The 22662-nt window shown below is 75.3% G+C and carries 2 protein-coding genes; one reads left to right on the top strand and one right to left on the bottom strand.

The window, feature by feature from the left end; translation table 11 throughout:
- Nucleotides 1–561 precede the first annotated feature (561 nt).
- Nucleotides 562–1857: a glycosyltransferase gene (locus tag KUM32_RS17830; RefSeq protein ID WP_254405738.1), complete on the bottom strand. Its 1296-nt coding sequence runs from the start codon at nt 1855–1857 to the stop codon at nt 562–564.
- Nucleotides 1858–2706: 849 nt separating this feature from the next.
- Here KUM32_RS17830 and KUM32_RS17825 point away from each other — a divergent pair.
- Nucleotides 2707–22581, top strand: coding sequence for a non-ribosomal peptide synthetase (locus KUM32_RS17825; protein ID WP_217142904.1), 19875 nt, complete (start codon nt 2707–2709; stop codon nt 22579–22581).
- Nucleotides 22582–22662 lie beyond the last annotated feature (81 nt).

Here is a 22662-nt window from a genome sequence, read left to right as displayed (position 1 = left end):
GAGCGCGAGCGGGGCGCCGGACGCGAAGGCCGCCCGCGGCGCGTTCCCGTCGACCGCCGGCGCCGCCCGCAGTCGGTCGCCCGCGGTCTGCCGGTCCGCGAGCCGGGCTCCGACCGCCCGGTCCAGGGCTTCCGCGCCGACCCTCGCCGGCAGTCGCCGTGACCCGGCCGGACCGGCCGGATGCGAAGGCGGGGCCGACCCCGGACCTGCTCGGCCGCGACTTCCAGCTCATCCCGCCACCGTGCGCGAGCCAGGCCGAGGCAGCACCGTCGGAGTGGCCGTGCTTGGCGCCTTCGCCACCGCGGCGTCGGACGTCACCACCGGCCTGCGGCTGTCCGCCGGCCTCGCCGCGAGCGCGGCTCGCGCGCAGGCGGCCCTGGCGCCGGACTCGCACCGGGCCCGGCAGCCGTCGCGGTTGCCCGGCAGCGGCCGGCCACCACGACCGGGCATGGGCCGGCGTCGACGACGTCCGGCGGGGTCGGCCTGGGCGAGGAGGCCCGGCGGCAGGTGGTGCGCACGAGGCCGGGGCACGAGGCCCGGTTCGTCCGGAGGCCGGTGGGATCAGCCCGTGGCGGCCCGCTCGATCAGATCCGCGGCCTTACGCAGCCCGTCGCGCGCCCGGATCGTCTCACCGGCCTCGGCGAGGGTGCGCCGCAGAGCCGTGTCGCCGAGCAGACGGTCGATCGCGCCGTGGAGCTGGGCGTCGGTGAAGCGGTACGGGTCGAGCCGGACGCCGTACCCCAGCTCGGCCATGCGCTGGGCGTTGTCGTACTGGTCCCAGAACAGCGGCAGCAGGATCATGGGCTTGCCGAAGTGGAGGGCCTCGGTGGTCGTGTTGTTGCCGCCGTGCGTGATGACGAGGTCGACCATCGGGAGGATCCGGGGCTGCGGCAGGAACTCCTCGCCCCACATGTTCGGCGGCAGCTCGATTTCCTCGTGCAGCGGTCCCTTGGAGACGATGTAGCGGTGCGGGGTGCGGGCGAGCGAGGCGATGACCCTGCGCATCAGGTCCACGTCGGCCGAGCCGAGCGAGCCGAGGCTGAAATAGATCAGCGCCCCGCCGTCGGCCAGGCCGGGCGGCAGCGTGAACGTCTCCTCCGTCTCACGGACCGAGGAGTCCAGCCGGTGCCAGGTGGGGCCCAGTGGACGGGCGTCCGTGTAGTCGGCCGGCTCGGGATAGACGTACAGGTTCAGATCGCCCTCGTGGACGAACTCCAGGTCGGGCAGCGGACGCGCGCCCTGCTCGGTCACCCAGGTGTTGAAGTCGCTCCACAGGCTCCGGTGCGTGCGGTCGTACTCGGCGCGGAACTCGTCCCACTCGCTCCGGTCCCCGGCCGGGTATCCGGAGAACGGCGGCGGAACGCGCTCGCCCTTCATCTCCAGCGGGTTGCAGGAAACGATCCGCACGAAGGGAACGCCGGCCGTGGTCAACGCCGGGAAGCACACGACGTTGTCCTCGACGATCACGTCCGGCCGGACGCGGTCGATGATCTCCTTCAACCGCGGCTCACAGTACCGGGCGCCGGAGACCAACTCCTCCCACACCGGCTTGACCCAGGTGCCCAGCTGCTCGATGGTCGGCTTCCGGAACTCGGGGGCGGTGTCGCGTACGAAGTCCTTCCAGAACTGGCCCGCGTCCTGCGGCTGTTCGGGCGGCGGGGCCAGATCGACCAGGTCCTCCTCGAAACCGAGCGGCGTGAGGCGGCCCTTCCAGGACGCCTCCGCGGCGAACACCACACGGTGCCCTCGGCGGCGCAGGACGCCTCCGATCCCCACGCAGTTGTTCGTCGGCCCGTACGCGCTCTCCGGTGCGAAGAGGACGGTCAGGGGCCGTGACGGTCTGTCCGTAGGCGACAAGCCCAACTCCTTTGTCAGTGGCGGCGGTTCCGAAGTCTCGCACCGGGCCCGGACGCCGGGCAAGACCGTTGGGACCGCGCCCCGGGGCCGCCCTCGCGGGCGCGGGCCGGGCGGTGTGGGCTGCGGTGGCCAGGCGTGTCGTCCCGCGGCCGACTACCGGGTACGTCCCCGTTCCCGGCCGGCACGTGTTCCACCGGTCCGAGCCGGGGGAGCAGGCGTTCGGACAGCAGGCCGGCGAAGAGGCCGAGCAGCAGGGCACGGAACGCGCGGCGGGTTTCGGCGGGGCTCATCGGGGGCGTGCCGGGCTGCGCCATGAGGGTCCTCGGGGGTCGCTGCCGCACGGCGCGGCAGGTGGGATCGGGAAGGCGTCGGGAAGGGATCGGGAGGGCCGGCGCCGGGGGAGTGCCGGCGGAGGGCCCGGGGCGCGGAATCCGAGAGGCACCGTGACGGCTCGATGACGGCATCCGGCCGCAGACGGCGGACGCGGCCCCGAACCGTGCCCGTCACCGCAGTTGGGGGAAAGTTCAGCCGGGTGAACAAGAGGTCCCCGCACATGATGCCGGGGTGAACGCCGGACGTGCGCGCCGGGTGGAACGGGCAGTTCCTGAGCCGGAGCCGACCGTCGCGGAGGACCCGAGCGGCGCGGGACAGTTCACCTGAAGATCATTTTCCGCGGGCGGTCGCCCCGGCCGGTCAACTCACCGTGCTAGACACCGAGGTGACCTGGCCCGTCACCACGGCCCGAGGCCGGCCGACGCGGTGGAAGCCGTGGTCACCAGGGTTTTCCGGCCCGGTACACCGAGGCCGGGCCACGCTCGCCGCTCATCCGCATGCCTGGGAGTTACGTACGTGCTAGACGACCACCCACGTGGCCTGCCGCTGACCCCGGGACAGTCGGGCATCTGGTTCGGCCAGCAACTGGCACCGGAGAGCCGTGCCTACAACCTCGGCATCTACGTCGACATCGCAGGCCCGCTCGACCTCGCGCTGCTGGCCGAGGCGACGCGCCGCTTCCTCGACGAGGCCGACGGGTTCCGCGTCCGGGTCGGGGAGCACGAGGGTGAGCTGCGCCAGTGGGTCGAGCCGGCCGGTGCGTGGGAGCAGCTCTTCGTCGACCTGTCGGCCGAGGCCGACCCGGAGGCCGCGGCACACGCCTGGATGAAGGCCGACATGGCACGCCCGCGCCTCCCGGGCCACCCGCCGAACCTCACGAGCGCGGTGCTCCGCGTCGCCGGGCAGCGCCACTGGTGGTACTCGGGCATCCACCACCTGATCAGCGACGGGTTCGGCGCCGGGATCGCCGTACGGCGCGTGGCGGCCCTCTACACCGCGCTCTCCGAGGGACGTGACGCCGCGGAGGGCGCCCTGCGGCCGGTGCGGGAACTGCTGGCCGAGCAGGCCGCCTACCGGGCCTCGGACGACTTCCGCGCCGACCGGGAGTACTGGCGGGAACGGATGGCCGGGCGGCCCGCACCGGCCGGGCTGGTGGAACGGGCCGCGCCGCCTTCCGCCCCGGCGCACCGGCGGACCTCATGGCTGAGCCCCGAGACCGAGTCGGGGATGCGGAAGGTCGCGCGGAGCGGCCGGTCGAGCTGGCCGGCCGCCTTCGTCGCGGCCGTCACCGCCTATCTGCACCGGATGACCGGGGCGGACGACCTGGTGCTGGGCTTCCCGGTCACCGCGCGCGTCGGTTCCGTCGCCGAGACCGCCCCCGGCATGGTGTCCAACGTCGTCCCCCTGCGGCTGAGGGCGGAACCCGGCCTGACGTACGGCGAGCTGACCGCCCGCGTCGCGGCCGAGATGAAGAACGCGCTGCGGCACCAGCGCTATCCGGAGGCGGACCTCGCCCGCGACCTCGGTCTCTCCGCGGGGGACCGGCTCTACGGGCCGGTCGTCAACGTCATGCCGTTCGGCCAGGACTTCACCTTCGGCGGCCTCCACGGCTCCCTGCACAGCCTGGCCGTGGGGCCGGTGGCCGACCTGTCGGTCGCCTGTTACGGAGGGCGCCCGGGACAGCGCGGCGCGATCAAGGTCGTGGTCGACGGGAACCCCGAGCTGTACTCGGCGGGTGAACTGGCCGGACACCACGAGCGGTTCCTGCGGCTGCTGGCGAGGCTCACCACGGGGGACGACGCCGCCGCCCGGCCGATCGGCCACGGTGACCTGCTCGTCGAGGACGAGCGCCGGCGCGTGCTGGGCGGCTGGGCCGTCGGCGCCGGAGCCACCGGCGATGCCGCCCCCGCCGGGGAGAGCGACGCTGGAAGCGCCCCGGAGAGCGACCCGTGGCGACTGGTCGCCGCGCAGGCGGCCCGGACTCCGGACGCCGTCGCGGTGACCGCGCGGGGAGCGTCCCTGACGTACGGCGAACTGGCCGGCCGGGTGGCCCGGCTGGCCGGCGTCCTGGCCGGTCACGGAGTCGGGCCGGAGGACCGCGTGGCGCTGGCGCTGCCCCGCTCGGTGGACCTGGTGACCGGCGTGCTGGCCTGCCTGCGTGCCGGCGCCGCCTACCTGCCGCTGGACCTGTCGCACCCGGCGGAGCGGCTGGAGCTCATGGTGGCCGAGGCGCGGCCGGCCGTGGTCCTGACGACGGCCGAACTGGCCGAGCGGGTACCGAGGGGCCCGCGACCGGTGCTGACCGACGGGCCGTGGGACGTCGCCGACGCCCATGCCCGTGCTCACGCCCCCGCCGAGGCCGACGTCGCGGCGCCGCCTGCCGCGGTGCACGGTTCGGTCGCGGCGTACGTCGTCTTCACCTCGGGGTCGACAGGACGGCCCAAGGGTGTGGTCGTCCCCCGGTCGAGCCTCGCCAATCTGCTGCTGGACATGGCCGGGCGGGCCGGCCTCGGCGGCGGCGACCGCCTGCTCGCCGTGACCACGCTGGGCTTCGACATCGCCAACCTGGAACTGCTCGCGCCCCTGGTGACCGGCGCCGCGGTGGTGGTGGCCGGACCTGACGAGACACGCGACCCGGCACGGCTGCGGCGACTGCTGCTGACCGAGCGTGTCTCGGTGATGCAGGCGACGCCGAGCCTGTGGCAGGCGGTGTCCGCCGAGGGCGCCCCCGCCCTCGGCGGCGTCCGGGTCCTCGTCGGCGGTGAGGCGCTGCCGGCTCCACTGGCGCGTGAACTCCTCGCGTCCGCCGCGTCGGTGACCAACGTCTACGGACCCACCGAGACGACGGTCTGGTCGACCGCGGCGGACCTGTCGGCCGAGGACGCCGAAGCGGCGACGGTCACCATCGGACGGCCGATCGCCGGTACCGCGGTGTACGTGCTGGACGGGGCGGCGCGCCCCGTGCCGCCCGGCGTGGTGGGCGAGCTGTACATCGCCGGCGCCGGGCTGGCGCGCGGCTACGCGGGACGGCCCGGCCTGACGGCCGAGCGCTTCGTGGCCGACCCCTTCGGCGCCCCCGGCACCCGTATGTACCGGACCGGCGACCTCGTACGGTGGACGCGGGACGGCCGGCTCGCCTACGTGGGCCGGGCCGACCAGCAGGTCAAGGTGCGCGGACACCGTATCGAGCCGGGCGAGATCGAGGCCGTGCTCGCGCGGCAGCCGGGTGTGGACCGGGCCGCGGTCGTGCTCCGCGAGGACACGCCGGGCCGACGGCAGCTGACGGCGTACCTCGTCCCCGGCACGGGGCCGGTGGCAGGCGAACAAGAGCTGGCCGCGGCGCTGGCGCGAAGCCTCCCCGCGTACATGGTGCCCGCCGCCTACGTGACCCTCCCGGAACTGCCCCTGACGGCGAACGGCAAGCTCGACCGGGCCGCGCTGCCCGCGCCGGCGGCGGCCCTCCCCGGTGGCGGCCGGACGCCGCGGAACCCGGTCGAGGAGACCCTCTGCCGACTCTGCGCCGACCTGCTCGACACACCCGGTGTGAGCATCGACGACGACTTCTTCACCCTCGGCGGCGACAGCGTCTCGGTGATGCGCCTGGTCGCCGCCGCACGCCGCGAGGGACTGACCCTCACCCTGCGCGACGTGTTCGAGCACCCGACCGTGGTGGACCTCGCCGCCCGCGCGGTCCCGCGACAGGACGCCACGGGCGGTACCTCCTCGGTACCGGAGCCCTCCCGCGCCGCCCTGTTCGCCGAGACGGAACTCCGGCGCCTGCGCGCCCGCTACCCCCGGCTCTCGGACGCCCTGCCCCTGACGTCCGTACAGCAGGGCCTGCTGTTCCAGTCCCTCCACGACGCGCAGGCCACCGGGGACGACGACTACACCGTGCAGCTCGGCTTCACGGTCGAGGGCCCGCTGGACGGGCACCGGTTGCGCGCCGCCTGGGGCGCCCTGCTGCGCCGGCACCCCGTCCTGCGCTCCGCGTTCGTCGCCGACGCCGCCGACGTACCGGCGCAGGTGGTGCTCGACGACGTCGAGCTGCCCTGGCGCGACGTGGACCTCACGGAGCCGCCCACGGACACCGACGCCCAGGAGAGGGACCGGCGACTGCGACAGGTCGCCGCCGAGGAGCGGGCCGGACGCTTCGACCTGGCACGCCCCCCGCTGTTGCGGATCGCCCTGGTACGGCTCGCCCCCGAGCGGCACGCCGTGCTCTTCACCCACCACCACATGCTGCTCGACGGCTGGTCGCTGCCCCTGCTGGGCCGTGAGCTGTTCGCGCTGTACCGCGACGAGCCCCTGCCGCCGGTGACCCCGCCCCGCGCGTACCTGTCCTGGCTCGGACGGCAGGACCGTGACGCGGCCCGCGCCGAGTGGAGCGCCGCGCTCGACGGGCTCGACGCACCGACGCTCCTCGTGCCGGACGCCACCGAAGCGGCGGAGCCGGCGCAGGGCCGGCACACCGTCGACCTGCCGGCCCGTACCACCGACGCCCTGCGGGAGCTGGCCGCCGCGCACGGCCTCACCCTCAACACCGTCGTCCAGGGCGCCTGGGCCCTCCTCCTGGCCGGGCTCACCGGGCGCGACGACGTCGTGTTCGGCACCACGGTCGCCAGCCGTCCCGCCGAGGTCGACGGGGCCGAGTCCATGGTCGGGCTGTTCGTCGACACCGTCCCCGTGCGCGTACGGCTGCGTCCCGCGGACGACCTGCTCACCGTCCTGCGCGGGATGCAGCGCCGGCAGTCGCGCCTCACGGTCGCCGCACACCTGGGCCTGCCGGACATCACCCGCCCGACCGGACTCGACCGGCTCTTCGACACCGTCCTGACCTTCGAGAACTTCCCCGTCGACCCGGCCACCTTCCGGCCGGGCCCCGGCCTCGGCATCACCGATCCGCACGTCCACGCGGGCACCCACTACGCGCTGACCCTGCTCGTGGTGCCGGAAGCCGCCGGGCTCAGCCTGCGGTTCGGCCACCGGACCGGCGTCCTCTCGCCGGAGACCGTCGCCCTCGTCGGTGAACGACTGGTGCGGCTGCTGGAGGGGCTGCTCGTCGACCCCACGCGGACTGTCGGCTCCGTGGACGTGCTCCTCCCCGAGGAGCGGCGGCGGATGCTGGCGGAGTGGAACGACACCGCCGTGCCGGTGCCGCCCGTCACGGTGCCCGGACTGGTCGCGGCACAGACGGCGGCCACGCCCGGGGCGACCGCCGTGGTGTACGGGGACGGCGGGGACGGTACCGAGGAGCTGACGTACGCCGAGTTCGACGCCCGGGTGGCGGCGCTCGCGGCACTGCTGCGCGAGCGCGGGGCCGTGCCCGAGACCCGGGTGGCCGTCGCCGTGCCCCGTTCGGCGGACCTGCTCGTCGCCGTCCACGCCGTGCTGCGCGCGGGCGCGGTGTACGTGCCGGTCGACCCGGACCTGCCGGCGGAGCGGATCCGGCTGCTGCTGGACCACGCGGCCCCGGCCTGCGTCCTCACCACGCGCGGCCTCGCCGAACGGTTCCCCCGTCTGAGCGGCCCGGACACGGTCCTCCTCGGGGACCACGCGCCCGCCGGCGACGCAGGGGCCCTGTCCTCGCCGGTCCCCGTGGCGCCCGGATCGGCCGCGTACATGATCTTCACTTCCGGTTCGACCGGCCGCCCGAAGGGCGTCGTCGTCTCCCACGAGGCCATCGCCAACCGGGTGCTGGGCATGCAGCGGGAGTTCGCCCTGACCGCCGACGACCGGGTGCTGCACAAGACGCCCGTCGGGTTCGACGTGTCCGTGTGGGAGCTGCTGTGGCCGCTGACCACGGGCGCCACGGTGGTCGTGGCACGCCCCGGCGGGCACCGCGACCCGGCGTACCTGGCGGCTGCCGTCGAGACCCACCGGGTGACGACGGTGCACTTCGTCCCGTCGATGCTCCGGGTGTTCCTCGACTTCCTCGACGAGCGCGCCGCGGTCGCGGCGGGGGCCGGGCTGCGGCGCGTGATCTGCAGCGGCGAGGCGCTTCCGGCCGAACTCGCCGACACCTGCCTCGGCCTCCTCGGCGTTCCGCTGTTCAACCTGTACGGGCCGACGGAGGCGGCCATCGACGTCACCCGGTGGCGTTGCGTCCCCGCCGGAACGGGCGCCACGGTGACCGCCGGGACGGGCACGGTCCCCATCGGTGGTCCGGTGGACAACACCAGGGTGTACGTACTCGACGCGGCGCTCCGGCCGGTCGCCCCGGGCGTCGCGGGCGAGTTGTACCTGGCGGGACGCCAGCTCGCCCGCGGTTACCCGGCCCTGCCCGGGACGACCGCGCTCCGCTTCGTGGCCGACCCCTTCGGTCCCGCGGGCAGCCGCATGTACCGCACCGGTGACCTCGCGCGGTGGCGCGGCGACGGCACGCTGGAGTACCTGGGCCGGACCGACCACCAGGTCAAGATCCGGGGGGTGCGCGTCGAGCCCGCCGAGATCGAGGCCGCGCTCGCCGGGCACCCGGCGGTGAGCCGGGCCGCGGTGCTCGTCCGGGAGGACGAGCCGGGCCGGCGGCAGCTCACCGCCTACGTGGTGCCGGCCCTCCACGGGCCCGAGACGGACGTGTCCGGGCCCGAACGGACCCAGGCACAGGTACAGGTACAGGAGTGGAACGCCGTCTGGGAGTCGGTCTACGCGCCCGCCGCCCGGACACCGTCCGCACCGGGCGCCGCCGGAGAGCATCCGGCCGGCGAACTCCCCGCCTTCGGCGACGACTTCTCCAGCTGGGACAGCAGCTACGACGGCCGGCCCCTCCCGCACCGGGAGATGAGCGCCTGGCGCGACGCGACCGTGGAGCGGATCCGCGCGCTGCGGCCCGTACGCCTGCTGGAGATCGGCGTCGGTGCGGGCCTGCTGCTGTCGCGGCTCGCCGGGGACACCGAGGCCTACTGGGCGACCGACTTCTCCGCCGAGGTGATCGGCACGCTGCGCGACCGGCTGCCCGGCCACCTCGCCGGCCGCGTCACCCTGCGGCACCAGGCGGCGGACGACACGGAGGGCCTGCCCACCGGGTTCTTCGACACCGTCGTGCTGAACTCGGTGATCCAGTACTTCCCGGACGCCGGCTACCTGGACCGGGTGGTCCGCGCCGTCGTGCCGCTGCTGGCACCCGGCGGACGGGTCTTCGTCGGCGATGTGCGGGACCTGCGGAGCGCCCGCGTCTTCGAGACGGAGAAGCACCTCGTCCGCCTCCCGCCGGGCCGGCACACCGGTACCGCGGCGCTGCGGCGGTCCACGGGCCGGGCCCTGCTGAACGAGAACGAACTCCTCGTCGACCCCGCCTGGTTCACCGGACGAACAGGTCCCGGCAGTCCCTTCACCGCCGCGGACGTCCAGGTGAAGCGGGGCCGGTACCACAACGAACTGAGCCGCTACCGCTACGACGTCGTCCTGCACACGGCCCCGGCAGCCGCGGACACGGCACCGGCCGACAGCCACGACGCCGGCGACGGAACACCCCTGGACGGGCTGCGGCACACCCTGTCCACGGCTCGCCCGGCCCGACTGCGCGTGTCGGGGCTCCCCGACGAGCGCACCGCCCGGCAGGCCCTGGCGGTCCGGCGGCTGGACGAGGGGGCTGACCCCGCCGCCGCCGCGCGCGTCCTCGCGGACGACGTCCCGGTGCCCGGCGCGGTGGACCCCGAGGACCTGTACGCCCTCGCCGAGGAACTGGGCTACCGCGTGGCCGTGGCACCGTCGGTGACCGGCCCCGGCGCGGTGGACGCCGTCTTCCGGCGCACGGGCACTGCGGACTCCCCGACCGGTGAGGTCACCCCGGACGCCGTGGCCGGTGAGGTGCTGTGCGCCTACCGGCCCGCACCGGAATCCGTCCCGGCCCCGGCACGGCGCACCAACGAGCCGGGCCTCGCCCGCAGGCTCGCCGTGCTCCCGGCCGAACTGCGGGCGCTCGCCGAACGCACCCTGCCCGAAGCTTTGGTGCCCGCCGCCTTCGTGGTGCTGGCGGAGCTGCCGCTCACCGCGAACGGCAAGCTGGACCGCGCCGCGCTGCCGGCGCCGGACTTCGCGGCCGCACCGGACAGCCGGGCCCCGCGCGACGCGACCGAACAGGCCCTGTGCACCGCCTTCGCCCAGCTGCTGGGCATCCCGCACGTGGGGATCGACGACAGCTTCTTCGCGCTGGGCGGCGACAGCGTGCTGGCCATGCGGCTGGTGGGCGCCGCGCGCCGGGCGGGGATCGGCCTCGCCGTCCGTGACGTCTTCGCACACCCCACCGTCGCGGCCCTCGCCTCCGTGGCGCGGGCGGCCGGGGACACCGGCGCCACCGAGCCGCCGGAAGCCGCACGTGAGGAACCCCTGCCGCAGGTACCGGCGGCGGTGCGGGAGCGGCTGACCGCCCCGTACCCGGGCCCGACGGACATGCCGGTCCTCCCGCTGACACCGCTGCAGGAGGGGCTGCTCTTCGAGTCCCTGGCCGCCGCGCAGGCCGGGGCGGACGACCGGGCCCGGACGGACGACTACACCGTCCAGCTGTCCCTCACGCTGGACGGCCCCCTCGACCCGGCTCGGCTGCGCACCGCCTGGTCCCGGCTCCTGGCCCGGCACGGCAGCCTGCGGGCCGCCTTCGTGCACGACGCGGACGCGGGCCCGGTGCAGATCGTCTCCGGCGAGGTGGAACCGGCCTGGCGGGAGACGGACCTGTCCACGACCACCGGACCGGACCGGGAGACGCGGCTCGCCGAGCTGCGGACCGCGGAGCGACGGACCCCGTTCGACCCGGCTCGGCCGCCACTGCTGCGCGTGGCGCTGGCACGGCTGGCCCCGCACCGGCACACGATGATCGTGACCTACCACCACATCCTGCTCGACGGCTGGTCGCAGCCACTGCTGCTCGACGAACTGCTGACCGCCTACGCCGAGCCGGACTCCCTCCCCCCGGCGCCCCAGTTCGAGCGGTACCTGTCCTGGCTCGCCCGGCAGGACAAGGACGCGGCACGGCAGGCCTGGCGACAGGCGCTCGACGGCGCCGAACCGACCCTCGTGGTGCCGGTGACCCGCAACCGGACGGACCACGACACCGGCGGTACGGCGTCCACACCCGGGCACGAGGTCGTGGAACGCCTGCTGCCCACGGACCTGACGTCCCGCCTGAGCGCGCACTGCCGCCGCCACGACCTGACACCGGCCACCCTGGTCCAGGGAGTGTGGGCCACCCTGATCGGCGCGCTGACGGGCCGTGACGACGTCGTCCTCGACGTTCCGAACGCGGGCCGCCCGGCCGACGTCGAGGACGTGGAGTCCGTCATCGGCCTGTTCATCAGCACCGTTCCGGTGCGGGTGCGCCTCGACCCGGTGCGGCCGATGGCCGCCGTTCTGCGCCGGCTGCAGGACGAGCAGTCCCGCCTCGCCGCCCACCAGCACCTCGGACTGCCGGAGATCCAGCGCCAGACCGGCGCCGGAGCGCTCGCCGACACCATGGTGGTGCTCCTCACCTTCCCGCTGGATCCAACCGTGTTCCGGCCGGCGGACGGCATCCGTGTCTCAGCCGTCGACGGTGGAGTGGCCACGAGCTACCCGCTGCGGCTGCTCGCCACGCCCGGCGAGCGGCTGCACCTCACCCTCGGCTACCACACCTCCGCCTACGACCGGGCCGCCGCCGAAGCACTCATGGACCGGCTGGTGCGCCTCTTCGAGGAGCTCGGCGACGGCCTGTACCGGCCCGCCGGACGCGCCGGAGTCCTCACCCCGCGCGAACGAGGCCACCTGCTGACCGCCTGGCAGGGAGCACAGGACGCGACCACGGCAGCCGGCGTCGTCACCGGCGCCATCGAGGACCGGACGGCCACCGCCCCCGACGCCCCGGTGGTCCTCTTCGGGAACGAGCGGCTCACCCACCGCGACCTGCACGCCCGCGCCAACCGCCTCGCCCGCCTGCTCATCGCCCGGGGCGCCGGGCCCGAACGGACCGTGGCCGTCGCGGTGCCCCGCTCCCCGGAACTGGTGGTGGCCCTGCTGGCGGTCCTCAAGGCCGGCGCGGCGTATCTCCCGGTGGACCCCGGTTACCCGGCGGACCGCATCGCGTACATGCTCGGCGACGCCGGGCCGGTGACGGTACTGACCACCACCGAGGCAGCCGCGTCGCTCCCCGAGGACGTCCGCTCCGGCGCCGTACGGCTCGACGATCCGGACACCGGACGCGCGCTGCGCGCCCTGCCGGCCGGCGACCCCACCGACGACGAGCGCACCGCACCGCTCAGGCCCGGCCACCCCGCCTACGTCATCCACACCTCGGGCTCCACCGGGCGGCCCAAGGCGGTCGTGGTGCCGCACCGGGGAGTCGCCGCCTACTTCTCGTTCCTGACGTCCGGGATCGCCCGGCTCGGCCCCGACGACGTCGTGCTCAACCTGGCGTCCGTCTCCTTCGACCCCTCGGTGCGCGACATCCTCGGCACCCTGGCCGCCGGCGGGCGTGTCGTCATGGTGCCGGCCGACGAGGCCAACGACGCACGCGCCCTCGTCCGCGCCATGCGCCGCCACCGTGTCACCGCGCTGCTCTCCGTCGTGCCGTCCCTGCTGGCCGCCCTGAACGAGGAGGCGGCACAGCTGCCCCTCGGCGAACGCCCCTGCCCGCGGTTGGTGATGACCTGCGGCGAAGCGCTCACCGAGAACCACCTCCAGCAGACGGCCGCCCTCGGGAACCCGCTGGTCGTCAACCAGTACGGGCCCACCGAGGCGACCATGAGCAGCACCTTCCAGGCGGTGGGGGAGCCCGGGGCACGGCGGTCCGGCGGACGCTTCCTGATCGGCCGCCCCCGCCCGGGCGTCCGTGCCTACGTCCTGGACCACCGGCTGCGCATGGTCCCCGCCGGAACACCCGGCGAGCTCTACCTGGCCGGTCCCGGCGTCACCCGGGGCTACGCGGGCCGCCCCGGTCCCTCCGCCGAGCGCTTCCTCGCCGACCCGTACGGCGGGCCCGGCACCCGCATGTACCGCACCGGCGACCTGGCCCGCTGGACCGCGGACGGCCGGCTGGACCACCTCGGGCGCGCCGACCACCAGGTCAAGGTCCGCGGCCACCGCGTCGAACCCGGCGAGATCGAGGCGGTCCTGGAGAGCCACGAGGCGGTCGCCCGCGCCGTCGCGGACGTACGCCGGGACACGCCCGGAGGCGACCTCCGGCTGGTCGCCTACGTCGTCCCGGAGACCGGGACCGGGAGCGGACCCGGGACCGGGCTCGGGCGCGGAAGCGTGCCGGCTCCGGCCGAGTTGCGCCGCCACGCCGCGGCCGCCCTGCCCGGCTACATGGTGCCTTCCGCGTTCGTCGTCCTGGACCGGCTGCCGCTCACCCCCAACGGCAAGGTCGACCGCCGCGCCCTGCCCGACCCCGGCACCGCGGCCGGCTCCGCGGCGGACGGCGGCCGCGAGGCGCGCACGCCGCTCGAGGAAGTGCTGTGCGGCCTGTACGCGCGGCTCCTCGGCGTCGACCGGACCGGCATCGACGACAGCTTCTTCGACCTGGGCGGACACTCGCTGCTCGCCACCCGCCTCGTCGCCCACATACGCACCGCGCTCGGCGCCGACCTGCCGGTCCGCGCCGTCTTCGAGGCCCCCACGATCGCGGAACTCGCCGAACGCGTCGCCGCCACCGCCGGTGCCCCGCCCCGTCCCCGGCCCGCCGCCGGCACCAGGCCCGACGACATCCCGCTGTCCTCCGCCCAGCGCCGCCTGTGGTTCCTGCACCAGTTCGCCGAGGGCGCCACGGACGGCTACCACATGCGGGTGGTGCTGCGGCTGCGCGGTCCCCTCGACATCCCCGCGCTGCGCGTCGCGCTCGCCGACCTGACCACCCGTCACGAGGCGTTGCGCACCCTCTTCCCCGACACCGACGGCCGCCCCCGCCAGGAGATCCTGGACGCCGGCGCCGAGCGGGCCCGCCCGGAACTGGAGGCGGTCCGCGTCGCGGAGGCGGACCTCGCCACCGAGCTGGAGCGGACCGTTCGCCGGCCCTTCGACCTGGCTGCCGAGATCCCGCTGCGGGCCGCCCTGTTCGAGCTGGGGGAGGACGACCACGTCCTGGCGCTGGTGCTGCACCACATCGCCGCCGACGGCTGGTCCTTCGGACCGCTGGCGGCCGACCTGTCCACCGCCTACCGCAGCCGTACGCGGGGGCAGGCACCCGACTGGGCACCGCTGCCCGTCCAGTACGCCGACTACAGCCTGTGGCAGCGGGACCTGCTCGCCGACGACGGCGCCGACGGGTTGACGGTCCGTCAGCTCGCGCACTGGCGCCGGCGGCTCGCCGGCCTGCCGGACCGCATCGACCTGCCGCTGGACCCCGCCCCCACCGTGTCCGTGTCCGGTGACACCACCGTCGTACCAGGAGACCCCACCGGCGCCGCACCCGGCGGCTCGTACCTCTTCCACATCCCGGCACCGCTCCACGCCCGCCTGGCGGAGCTGGCCCGCGAGCACTCCGCCACCGTCTTCATGACGCTCCAGGCCGCCCTCGCCGCGCTGCTGACCCGTCTGGGCGCCGGTACGGACATCCCGCTCGGCACGGCCGTGGCCGGGCGCGGTGACGAGGTGCTGGAGGACCTCGTCGGATGTTTCGTCAACACGCTGGTCCTGCGCACCGACACCGGCGGCGACCCGGACTTCCGCGAGCTGCTGCGACGGGTGCGGGAGACCGACCTCACGGCCTTCGCCCATCAGGACGTGCCCTTCGAGCGTCTCGTCGACCACCTGGGCGTGACCCGCTCCCTGGACCGCAATCCGCTGTTCCAGGTGATGCTGGCCGCCCAGCCCGAGCTCACCCGCGACGCCGTCGAACTGCCCGGCCTCACCGCCGAGCTGATCCGCGTCGGCGCCGCCACCGCCCGCTTCGACCTCTCCTTCAACATGGCCGAACACCGCACCCCCGAGGGCGCTCCGGACGGGATCGACGGCCGTGTCGAATACCGCGCGGACCGCTTCACCCCCGCGACGGTGCGGCTTCTCACCCGGCGCTGGACCCGGCTCCTGGAGTCCTTCGCCGACGACCCGGACCTCACCGTGTCCCGGGCCGCCACCACCGCCGCCGACGAACGCCGGCGGGTACTCACCGACTGGAACGACACCGCCATGGACGTCCCGTCCGCCACCGTGCCCGAACTCCTCGCCGACCGCGTCGCGCGCACCCCGCACGCCGAGGCCGTCGTCTGCGGTGCCGACCGGCTCACCTACGCGCAGCTGGACACGCGCGTCGACGCCCTCGCCCGCCGTCTGCGCGCGGTCGGGGCCCGACCGGAGAGCCGCGTCGCGGTGCTCGTCCCGCGCTCGACCGGCCTGCCCGTGGCCCTGCACGCGGTCCTGCGGACCGGTGCCGCGTACGTGCCCGTGGACCCCGACCTGCCGGCCGGGCGCATCGCCCTGCTGCTCGCCGACACCGACCCGGTGTGCGTGGTGACCACCGAGGAGGCGCGCGGCCTGCTCCCCTCCGCCGTGCGGGCCCCGGTCCTGTCGCTCGACGGGACGCCCGGACCGCAGGACGCCTCAGGACCCGCCGCCGGGTTCGCGGCGCCGCACCGCGACAGCACCGCCTACGTCATCCACACCTCCGGCTCGACGGGGCGCCCCAAGGGCGTCACCGTCCCGCACCGGGCCGTCGTCAACCGTCTGTGGGGCATGCAGGAGCAGTACGGTCTCCAGTCCGACGACCGGGTGCTGCACAAGGCCTCCGCCGGCTTCGACGTCTCGGTGTGGGAGCTGTTCTGGCCGGTGCTCGCCGGCGCCGCCGTGGTCGTCGCCGAGCCCGAGGCGCACCGCGACCCGGCCCGGCTCGCCGAGCTGATACGGGACCGGTCCGTCACCACCGCGCACTTCGTGCCGACCGTCCTGCGCGCCTTCCTGGAGCAGCCCGGCGCCGCCGGCTGCACCGGGCTGCGCCGGGTGTTCTCGGGCGGCGAGGCCCTGCCCGCCGACCTCGTACGGCGCTTCCACGAGGTGCTCGGCGCCTCAGGCGTGGCTCTGTTCAACCAGTACGGTCCCACCGAGGCCACCATCGACGTCACCTGGTGGCGCTGCCCCGCCGACCCCGAGGGCCCGCCGCCACTCGGCCACCCGGTCGCCAATACCCGCCTGTACGTCCTCGACGCGGCCCTGGCGCCGGTACCGCCGGGGGCCTCCGGCGAGCTGTGGATCGCCGGCGCCCAGCTGGCCCGCGGCTATGCGGGCCGCCCCGGCGCCACGGCGGAGAGCTTCGTCGCCGACCCCTTCGGGCCGCCCGGCGCCCGGATGTACCGCAGCGGCGACCTCGCCCGCTGGACGGAGAACGGCGAACTGGAGTACCTGGGCCGCGTCGACGACCAGGTCAAGATCGGCGGCGTACGCGTCGAGCCGGGCGAGGCCGCGGCCGCGCTCGGCGAGCAGGAGGGCGTGAGCGCCGCCGTGGTCGTGGCCCACGGGGCGCCCTCCGGCGGCCGGCGCCTGGTCGGCTACGTCGTGCCCGAGCGGGGCCGCACCCTGGACGGCGGTCAGGTGCGCCGCCGGGCCGCCGACACCCTGCCCGATCACCTGGTCCCCGCCGAGATCATGGTGCTCGACGCCCTCCCCGTCACCCCCAACGGCAAGCTGGACCGCGCGGCCCTGCCCGTGCCCGACCCCACCGGCACGACGGACGGAGGAAGCGCGCCGCGCACCCCGGCCGAGGAGACCCTCTGCCGCATCTTCGCCGAACTGCTCGGCGTCGGTGCCGGGAGCGTGGGCACGGACGAGGGGTTCTTCGCGCTGGGCGGGGACAGCATCATGTCGATCCAGCTGGTCAGCCGGGCGCGGCGGGCCGGTCTGGTCCTCACCCCGCGCGACGTCTTCACCCATCAGACGGTGGCCGAACTCGCGCGGGTCAGCAGACGCGCGGACGACCGGCCGGCCGTCCGCGCCGAGGACGACGGGACCGGGCCCGTCGAACTCACCCCGATCGTCCACCGGTTGCGCGAGCGCCGCGGACCCGTCGACGCCTTCCACCAGTCGGTGCTGCTCCGGGTGCCGGGCGGGCTGGGGGAGGAGCGGCTGACGGCGGCGGTGCAGGCGCTGCTGGACCACCACGACGCCCTGCGACTGCGGCTGACCCGGACGGCGGGCGGACTGGTCTGGGCGTTGGAGGTGGGGGAGCGGGGTTCGGTGGACGCCGCCCGGTGTGTGCGCCGGGTGTCTCTCGCCGATGCCGATGCCGATGCCGATGCCGGTGTGGTGGGGGAGGCGCGTGCGGCGGTGGCGCGGTTGGCGCCGGAGTCGGGTGTGATGGTGCAGGTGGTGTGGTTCGACGCGGGGGCGGAGGTGTCGGGCCGGCTGTTGGTGGTGGTGCATCATCTGGCGGTGGACGGGGTGTCGTGGCGCGTCCTGTTGCCGGATCTGCGGCAGGCGTGGGAGTCGGTGGCGGCCGGTGAGCCGGTGGAGCTGGATCCGGTGGGTACGTCGTTCCGGCGTTGGGCGGCGTTGCTGGGTGAGCGGGCGCAGGACCCGGCGCTGCTGGAGGAACTCCCGTACTGGACGGAGACGTTCGCGTCCCCGGAGCCGCTGCTCGGTTCCCGTCCGCTGAATCCGGTGCAGGACACGGTGGGCACGGCGCGGCGGCTCACGGTGACGCTGCCGGGGACGCACACGGCACCGCTGCTCTCCTCGGTTCCGGCCGCCTTTCACGGCGGGGTCGATGACGTGCTGCTGGGTGCGCTGGCGTTCGCGGTGCGGCAGTGGCGCGAGGCGCGGGGCGTGGACGCCGACGGCGGTGTGCTGGTCGACCTGGAGGGCCATGGCCGTGACACCGACCGGCCGGACGTGGACCTCTCCCGCACGGTGGGCTGGTTCACCCGTGTCCATCCCGTACGGCTCGACGTCACGGGCGACGATCCCGCCGACGCCGTCAAACGGGTCAAGGAACAGCTGCGGGACGTACCCGGCGACGGCGTGGGCTACGGCCTCCTCCGCCACCTCAACGCCAGGACCGCGCCCGTGCTCGCGGCCCTCGCCGAGCCGCAGATCGGCTTCAACTACCTCGGCCGCACCCCGGCGTCCCCCACCCCGTCCGGCGCCGACTGGTCGCCGGTCCCACAGCCCGGGGGACCCGTCGCCGATCCCGTCACCCCGCTCGCGCACGCCTTGGACATCAACGCCGTCACGGCCGACGGGGCGGACGGCCCGGTGCTGTCGGCGACGTTCTCCTGGGCGGGCGGTCTGCTGGACGAGGCGGAGGTGCGGGAGCTGGCCGAGCGGTGGCTGCGGGCGCTGGAGGCCCTCGCGGGCACGGACGCCGGGGCCGGCGGCCACACACCGTCCGACTTCCCCCTCGTGCCCGCCCTCACCCAGGAGCAGGTGGAGGCCCTGGAGGCCGCGTACCCCGGCCTGGAGGACGTCCTCCCGCTCTCCCCGCTCCAGGACGGCTTCCTCTTCCACGCCCACTACGACCACGAGGGCACCGACGTCTACACCGCCCAGCTCGTACTCGACCTGGCCGGTCCCCTGGACGCGCCGGTCCTGCGCGAGGCATGGACGGCACTGCTGCGCCGGCACGCCAACCTGCGCGCCGGGTTCGTGCACGACGTCACCGGCGCCCCCGTCCAGGTCGTCGTCCGCGACCCCGGACTGCCCTGGCGCACCGTGGACCTGACCGGCGTACCGGCGACGGAGCGCACCGTCCTGCGCGACCGCGTCGCCGAGGAGGAGCGGTCCGCGCGGTTCGACCTGTCGCGGCCCCCGCTGCTGAGGATCGCGCTGGTCAAGCATGACGAGGAGCACCACAGCCTCGTCCTGACGCCGCACCACATCCTGCTCGACGGCTGGTCCATGCCCGTGCTGCTCCGCGAGATGTTCGCGCTGTACGCGGCGCGGGGCTCGACGGCCGGACTGCCCGCCGTCACCCCGTACGGCGACTACCTCGCCTGGCTCGCGGACCAGGACCGGGAGGCCGCCAGGGCCGCCTGGACCGCCGAGCTGGCCGGGCTGGAGGAACCGACGCTGCTCGCCCCCGGGGCGGCCGGCGCGTCCACGGCCGAGCCCGGCCACGTCACCCTGGACCTGCCCGCCGACACGGTCGCGGCCCTGCACCGGCTGGCCCGGGAAGCGGACCTGACGGTCAACACCCTGGTGCAGGGCGCCTGGGCGGTGCTGCTGTCCCGTATGACGGGCCGTGACGACGTCGTCTTCGGTGCCACGGTCGCGGGTCGCCCGCCGGAGGTCGCCGGGGTCGAGTCCATGGTCGGACTCTTCATCAACACGCTGCCCGTCCGGGTCGCCCTCGACCCGCGGGCGACCGTCCGCCAGACCCTCACCGGACTCCAGGCCGGCCAGTCCTCCCTGATGACACACCAGCACCTCGGTCTGAGCGAGGTCACGAGGCTGTCCGGCCACCCCGTGCTCTTCGACACCCTCGTGGTCTTCGAGAACTACCCGGTCGACCGGGAGTCGCTCGCCCCGCGGGAGGACGCCCCCGGGCCGCGGCTGACCGGGGTGAGGGGCCGGGACGCCACCCACTATCCGCTGAGCCTGATCGTGACCCAGGGGCTCCGGGAAGCCGAAGGCTCACCGGACTCCCCGGGCGGTGCCCTCACCCTCCGCCTCGGCTACCAGCCCGCGCACGTCGACCACGCGGCCGTGACCGGGCTGGCGGAACGGCTGGGCCTGCTGCTGCGGGAGTTCGCCACGGAGCCCGGCCGGAGGCTGGCGGCCGTCGACGGGCTCCGTGACGAGGAACGCGAACTGGTCCTCACCCGGTGGAACGACACGGCGGTGCCCCTCGCGCCGGCCACCCTCCCCGAACTGTTCGCCGCCCAGGCCGCCCGTACACCCGACGCGCCGGCCGTCGTCCACGGGACACAGCGGCTGACCTACGACGAGCTGGCCGCCCGCGCCCGTGCCCTCGCCGACCGGCTGCGCCGGGCCGGAGCCGGACCGGAGACCCGTGTCGCCGTCGCCGTGCCCCGCTCCGCCGACCTGGTCACAGCCCTTCTGGCGGTCCTCGCGACGGGCGCCGCGTACGTCCCCGTCGACCCGGGCCTTCCGGCGGAACGCATCACCCTGCTCCTCGACGACACCGGACCGGTCGTGCTCCTGGTCACCGAGGCGGTGGCGGCACGGTCCCCGCTGCCGGCGGGTGACACGCCCGTCCTCGTCCTGGACGCCGACAGCGGCGACCGGACGCGCCCGTCCGCCACGGACACCGCTCCCGACCCGCGCAACCCCGCCTACGTCATCCACACCTCCGGCTCCACCGGCCGGCCCAAGGGCGTCGCCGTCTCGCACGAGGCCGTCGTCAACCGCCTGCTGTGGATGCAGGACGCGTACGGGCTCACCGCCGGGGACCGGGTGCTGCACAAGACCCCGACCGGCTTCGACGTCTCCGTGTGGGAGCTGTTCTGGCCGCTCGTCACCGGCGCCGCCCTGGTCGTCGCCCGTCCCGACGGGCACCGGGACCCGGCCTACCTCGCCGAGCTGATACGCGCCGAACACGTGACGACGGCGCACTTCGTTCCGTCGATGCTCGACGCGTTCCTCGACGAGCCCGCCGCGGCCGGGTGCACCGGCCTGCGCCGGGTGGTGTGCAGCGGTGAGGAACTCCCCGCCGACCTGGCGGCCCGCTTCCACGCGGTGCTGCCCGAGGTGTCGCTGCACAACCTGTACGGCCCCACGGAGGCGGCCGTCGACGTCACCCACTGGGACTGCGAGCCGGACGCCCCGGGCCCCGTGCCGATCGGACGGCCGGTGTGGAACACCCGGGTGTACGTCCTGGACGCGGCGCTGCGTCCGGTGCCGCCCGGGGCCACCGGCGAGCTGTACCTCGCCGGGGTACAACTGGCGCGCGGCTACCACGGCAGGCCCGCGCTCACCGCCGAACGCTTCGTCGCCGACCCGTTCGACCCGAGCGGCGCGGACGGTACGGGCGGGCGCATGTACCGCACCGGCGACCTGGCCCGACGACGCGCCGACGGTGCACTGGAGTACCTGGGCCGCGCCGACCACCAGGTCAAGGTGCGCGGGGTACGGATCGAGCCGGGCGAGGTCGAGGCGGTCCTGCGCGCTCATCCCGGCGTCGCCCGCGCCGCCGTCGTCGTACGGGCCGCCGGGCGGGACGGGACACGGCTGGTCGCCTACGCCGTGCCCGCCGTCGCCGGCCCGGCCCCCGCGTCCGTCGACCCGGCCCTGCTGCGGCAGTACGTCGCGGAACGCCTCCCGGAGTACATGGTGCCCGCGGCCGTCGGCACCCTGCCGGACCTGCCCCTCACCGTGAACGGCAAGCTGGATCGCAAGGCGCTGCCCGAACCCCCGTTCACCGCGTCCGGAGGCGGACGCCCCCCGCGCGACGCCGAGGAGCGGCTGCTGTGCGCACTGTTCGCCGAGGTGCTCGGCGTGGACCGGGTCGGCCCCGAGGACAGCTTCTTCGAGCTGGGCGGACACTCGCTGCTCGCGGTCCGGCTGCTGGGCCGTATCCGCTCCGCCACCGGCGCCGGTGCCGCCCTGGGCGTCCGTTCGCTGCTCGACGCGCCCACCCCCGAGGCCCTGGCCCGTCTGCTGCGTTCCGGTGGCGGGCGTGGGGCCCGGGCCGAGGAGGCCACGCGGGCCCTGGAGGTCCTGCTGCCGTTGCGCGCCACGGGCACCCGGCCGCCCTTGTTCTGCGTCCACCCGTGGGCCGGGCTGAGCTGGCCGTACGCCGGCCTGCTCCACTCCCTCGGTGAGGACCGGCCGCTGTACGGGCTCCAGGCCAGGGGGCTGGCCCGGGCCGAGGAACCGCCCACGTCCGTGGGCGAGATGGCCGAGGACTACCTGGCCCGGGTCCGCGAGGTCCAGCCCGAGGGCCCCTACCACCTGCTGGGCTGGTCCTTCGGCGGCCTGGTGGCCCACGAGATGGCGGTGCGGCTGCGCGAGGCGGGGGAGGAGGTCGCGCTGCTGGCCCTGCTCGACGCCTACCCGCCCGACGCGACCGCCGCCGCCGAGCCCGCCGGGACCGACGCACCGCCCTCGCAGGACCGGACGGACGGCGACGTCCTCGCCCGGCTGCTGCGGTTCCTCGGCCACGAGGCGCCCGGCTCCCCGGACGGCGGCCCGGTGGACGCGGAGGCGGCCCGCGAGGTCCTGCGGCGCGAGGGAGCGCCCCTCACCGACATCCCGCCGCGGACGCTGCGGGCGTGGCCCGGCATCGCCGCCCGCCACGCCCGGCTGCAACGGGAGTTCGCCCCCCGGCACTTCGACGGCGACATCCTGCTGTTCACCGCCGAACCGGCAGCGGGGACGGACGCGCCGTCCCCCGCGTCCTGGACGCCGTACGTCGGCGGACGCCTCGACCCGCACCCCGTCGCCTGCGGCCACCACGACATGACGCTGCCCGGCCCCCTCACCGAGATCGGCCGTGCCGTCGCGGAACGACTGGCGGGCACCGACCGCCCCCACACCCCCTGAACCCCTGTCCGGCCGACCCCACCCACCCCAGTACGGAGCACCCCCATGACCAACCCCTTCGAGAACGACGACGCCCAGTAC

The sequence above is a fragment of the Streptomyces sp. AC627_RSS907 genome (assembly GCF_019049165.1).
Note: the sequence above shows the minus strand (reverse complement) of the source record. Positions and strands in the feature narration are given on the sequence as shown.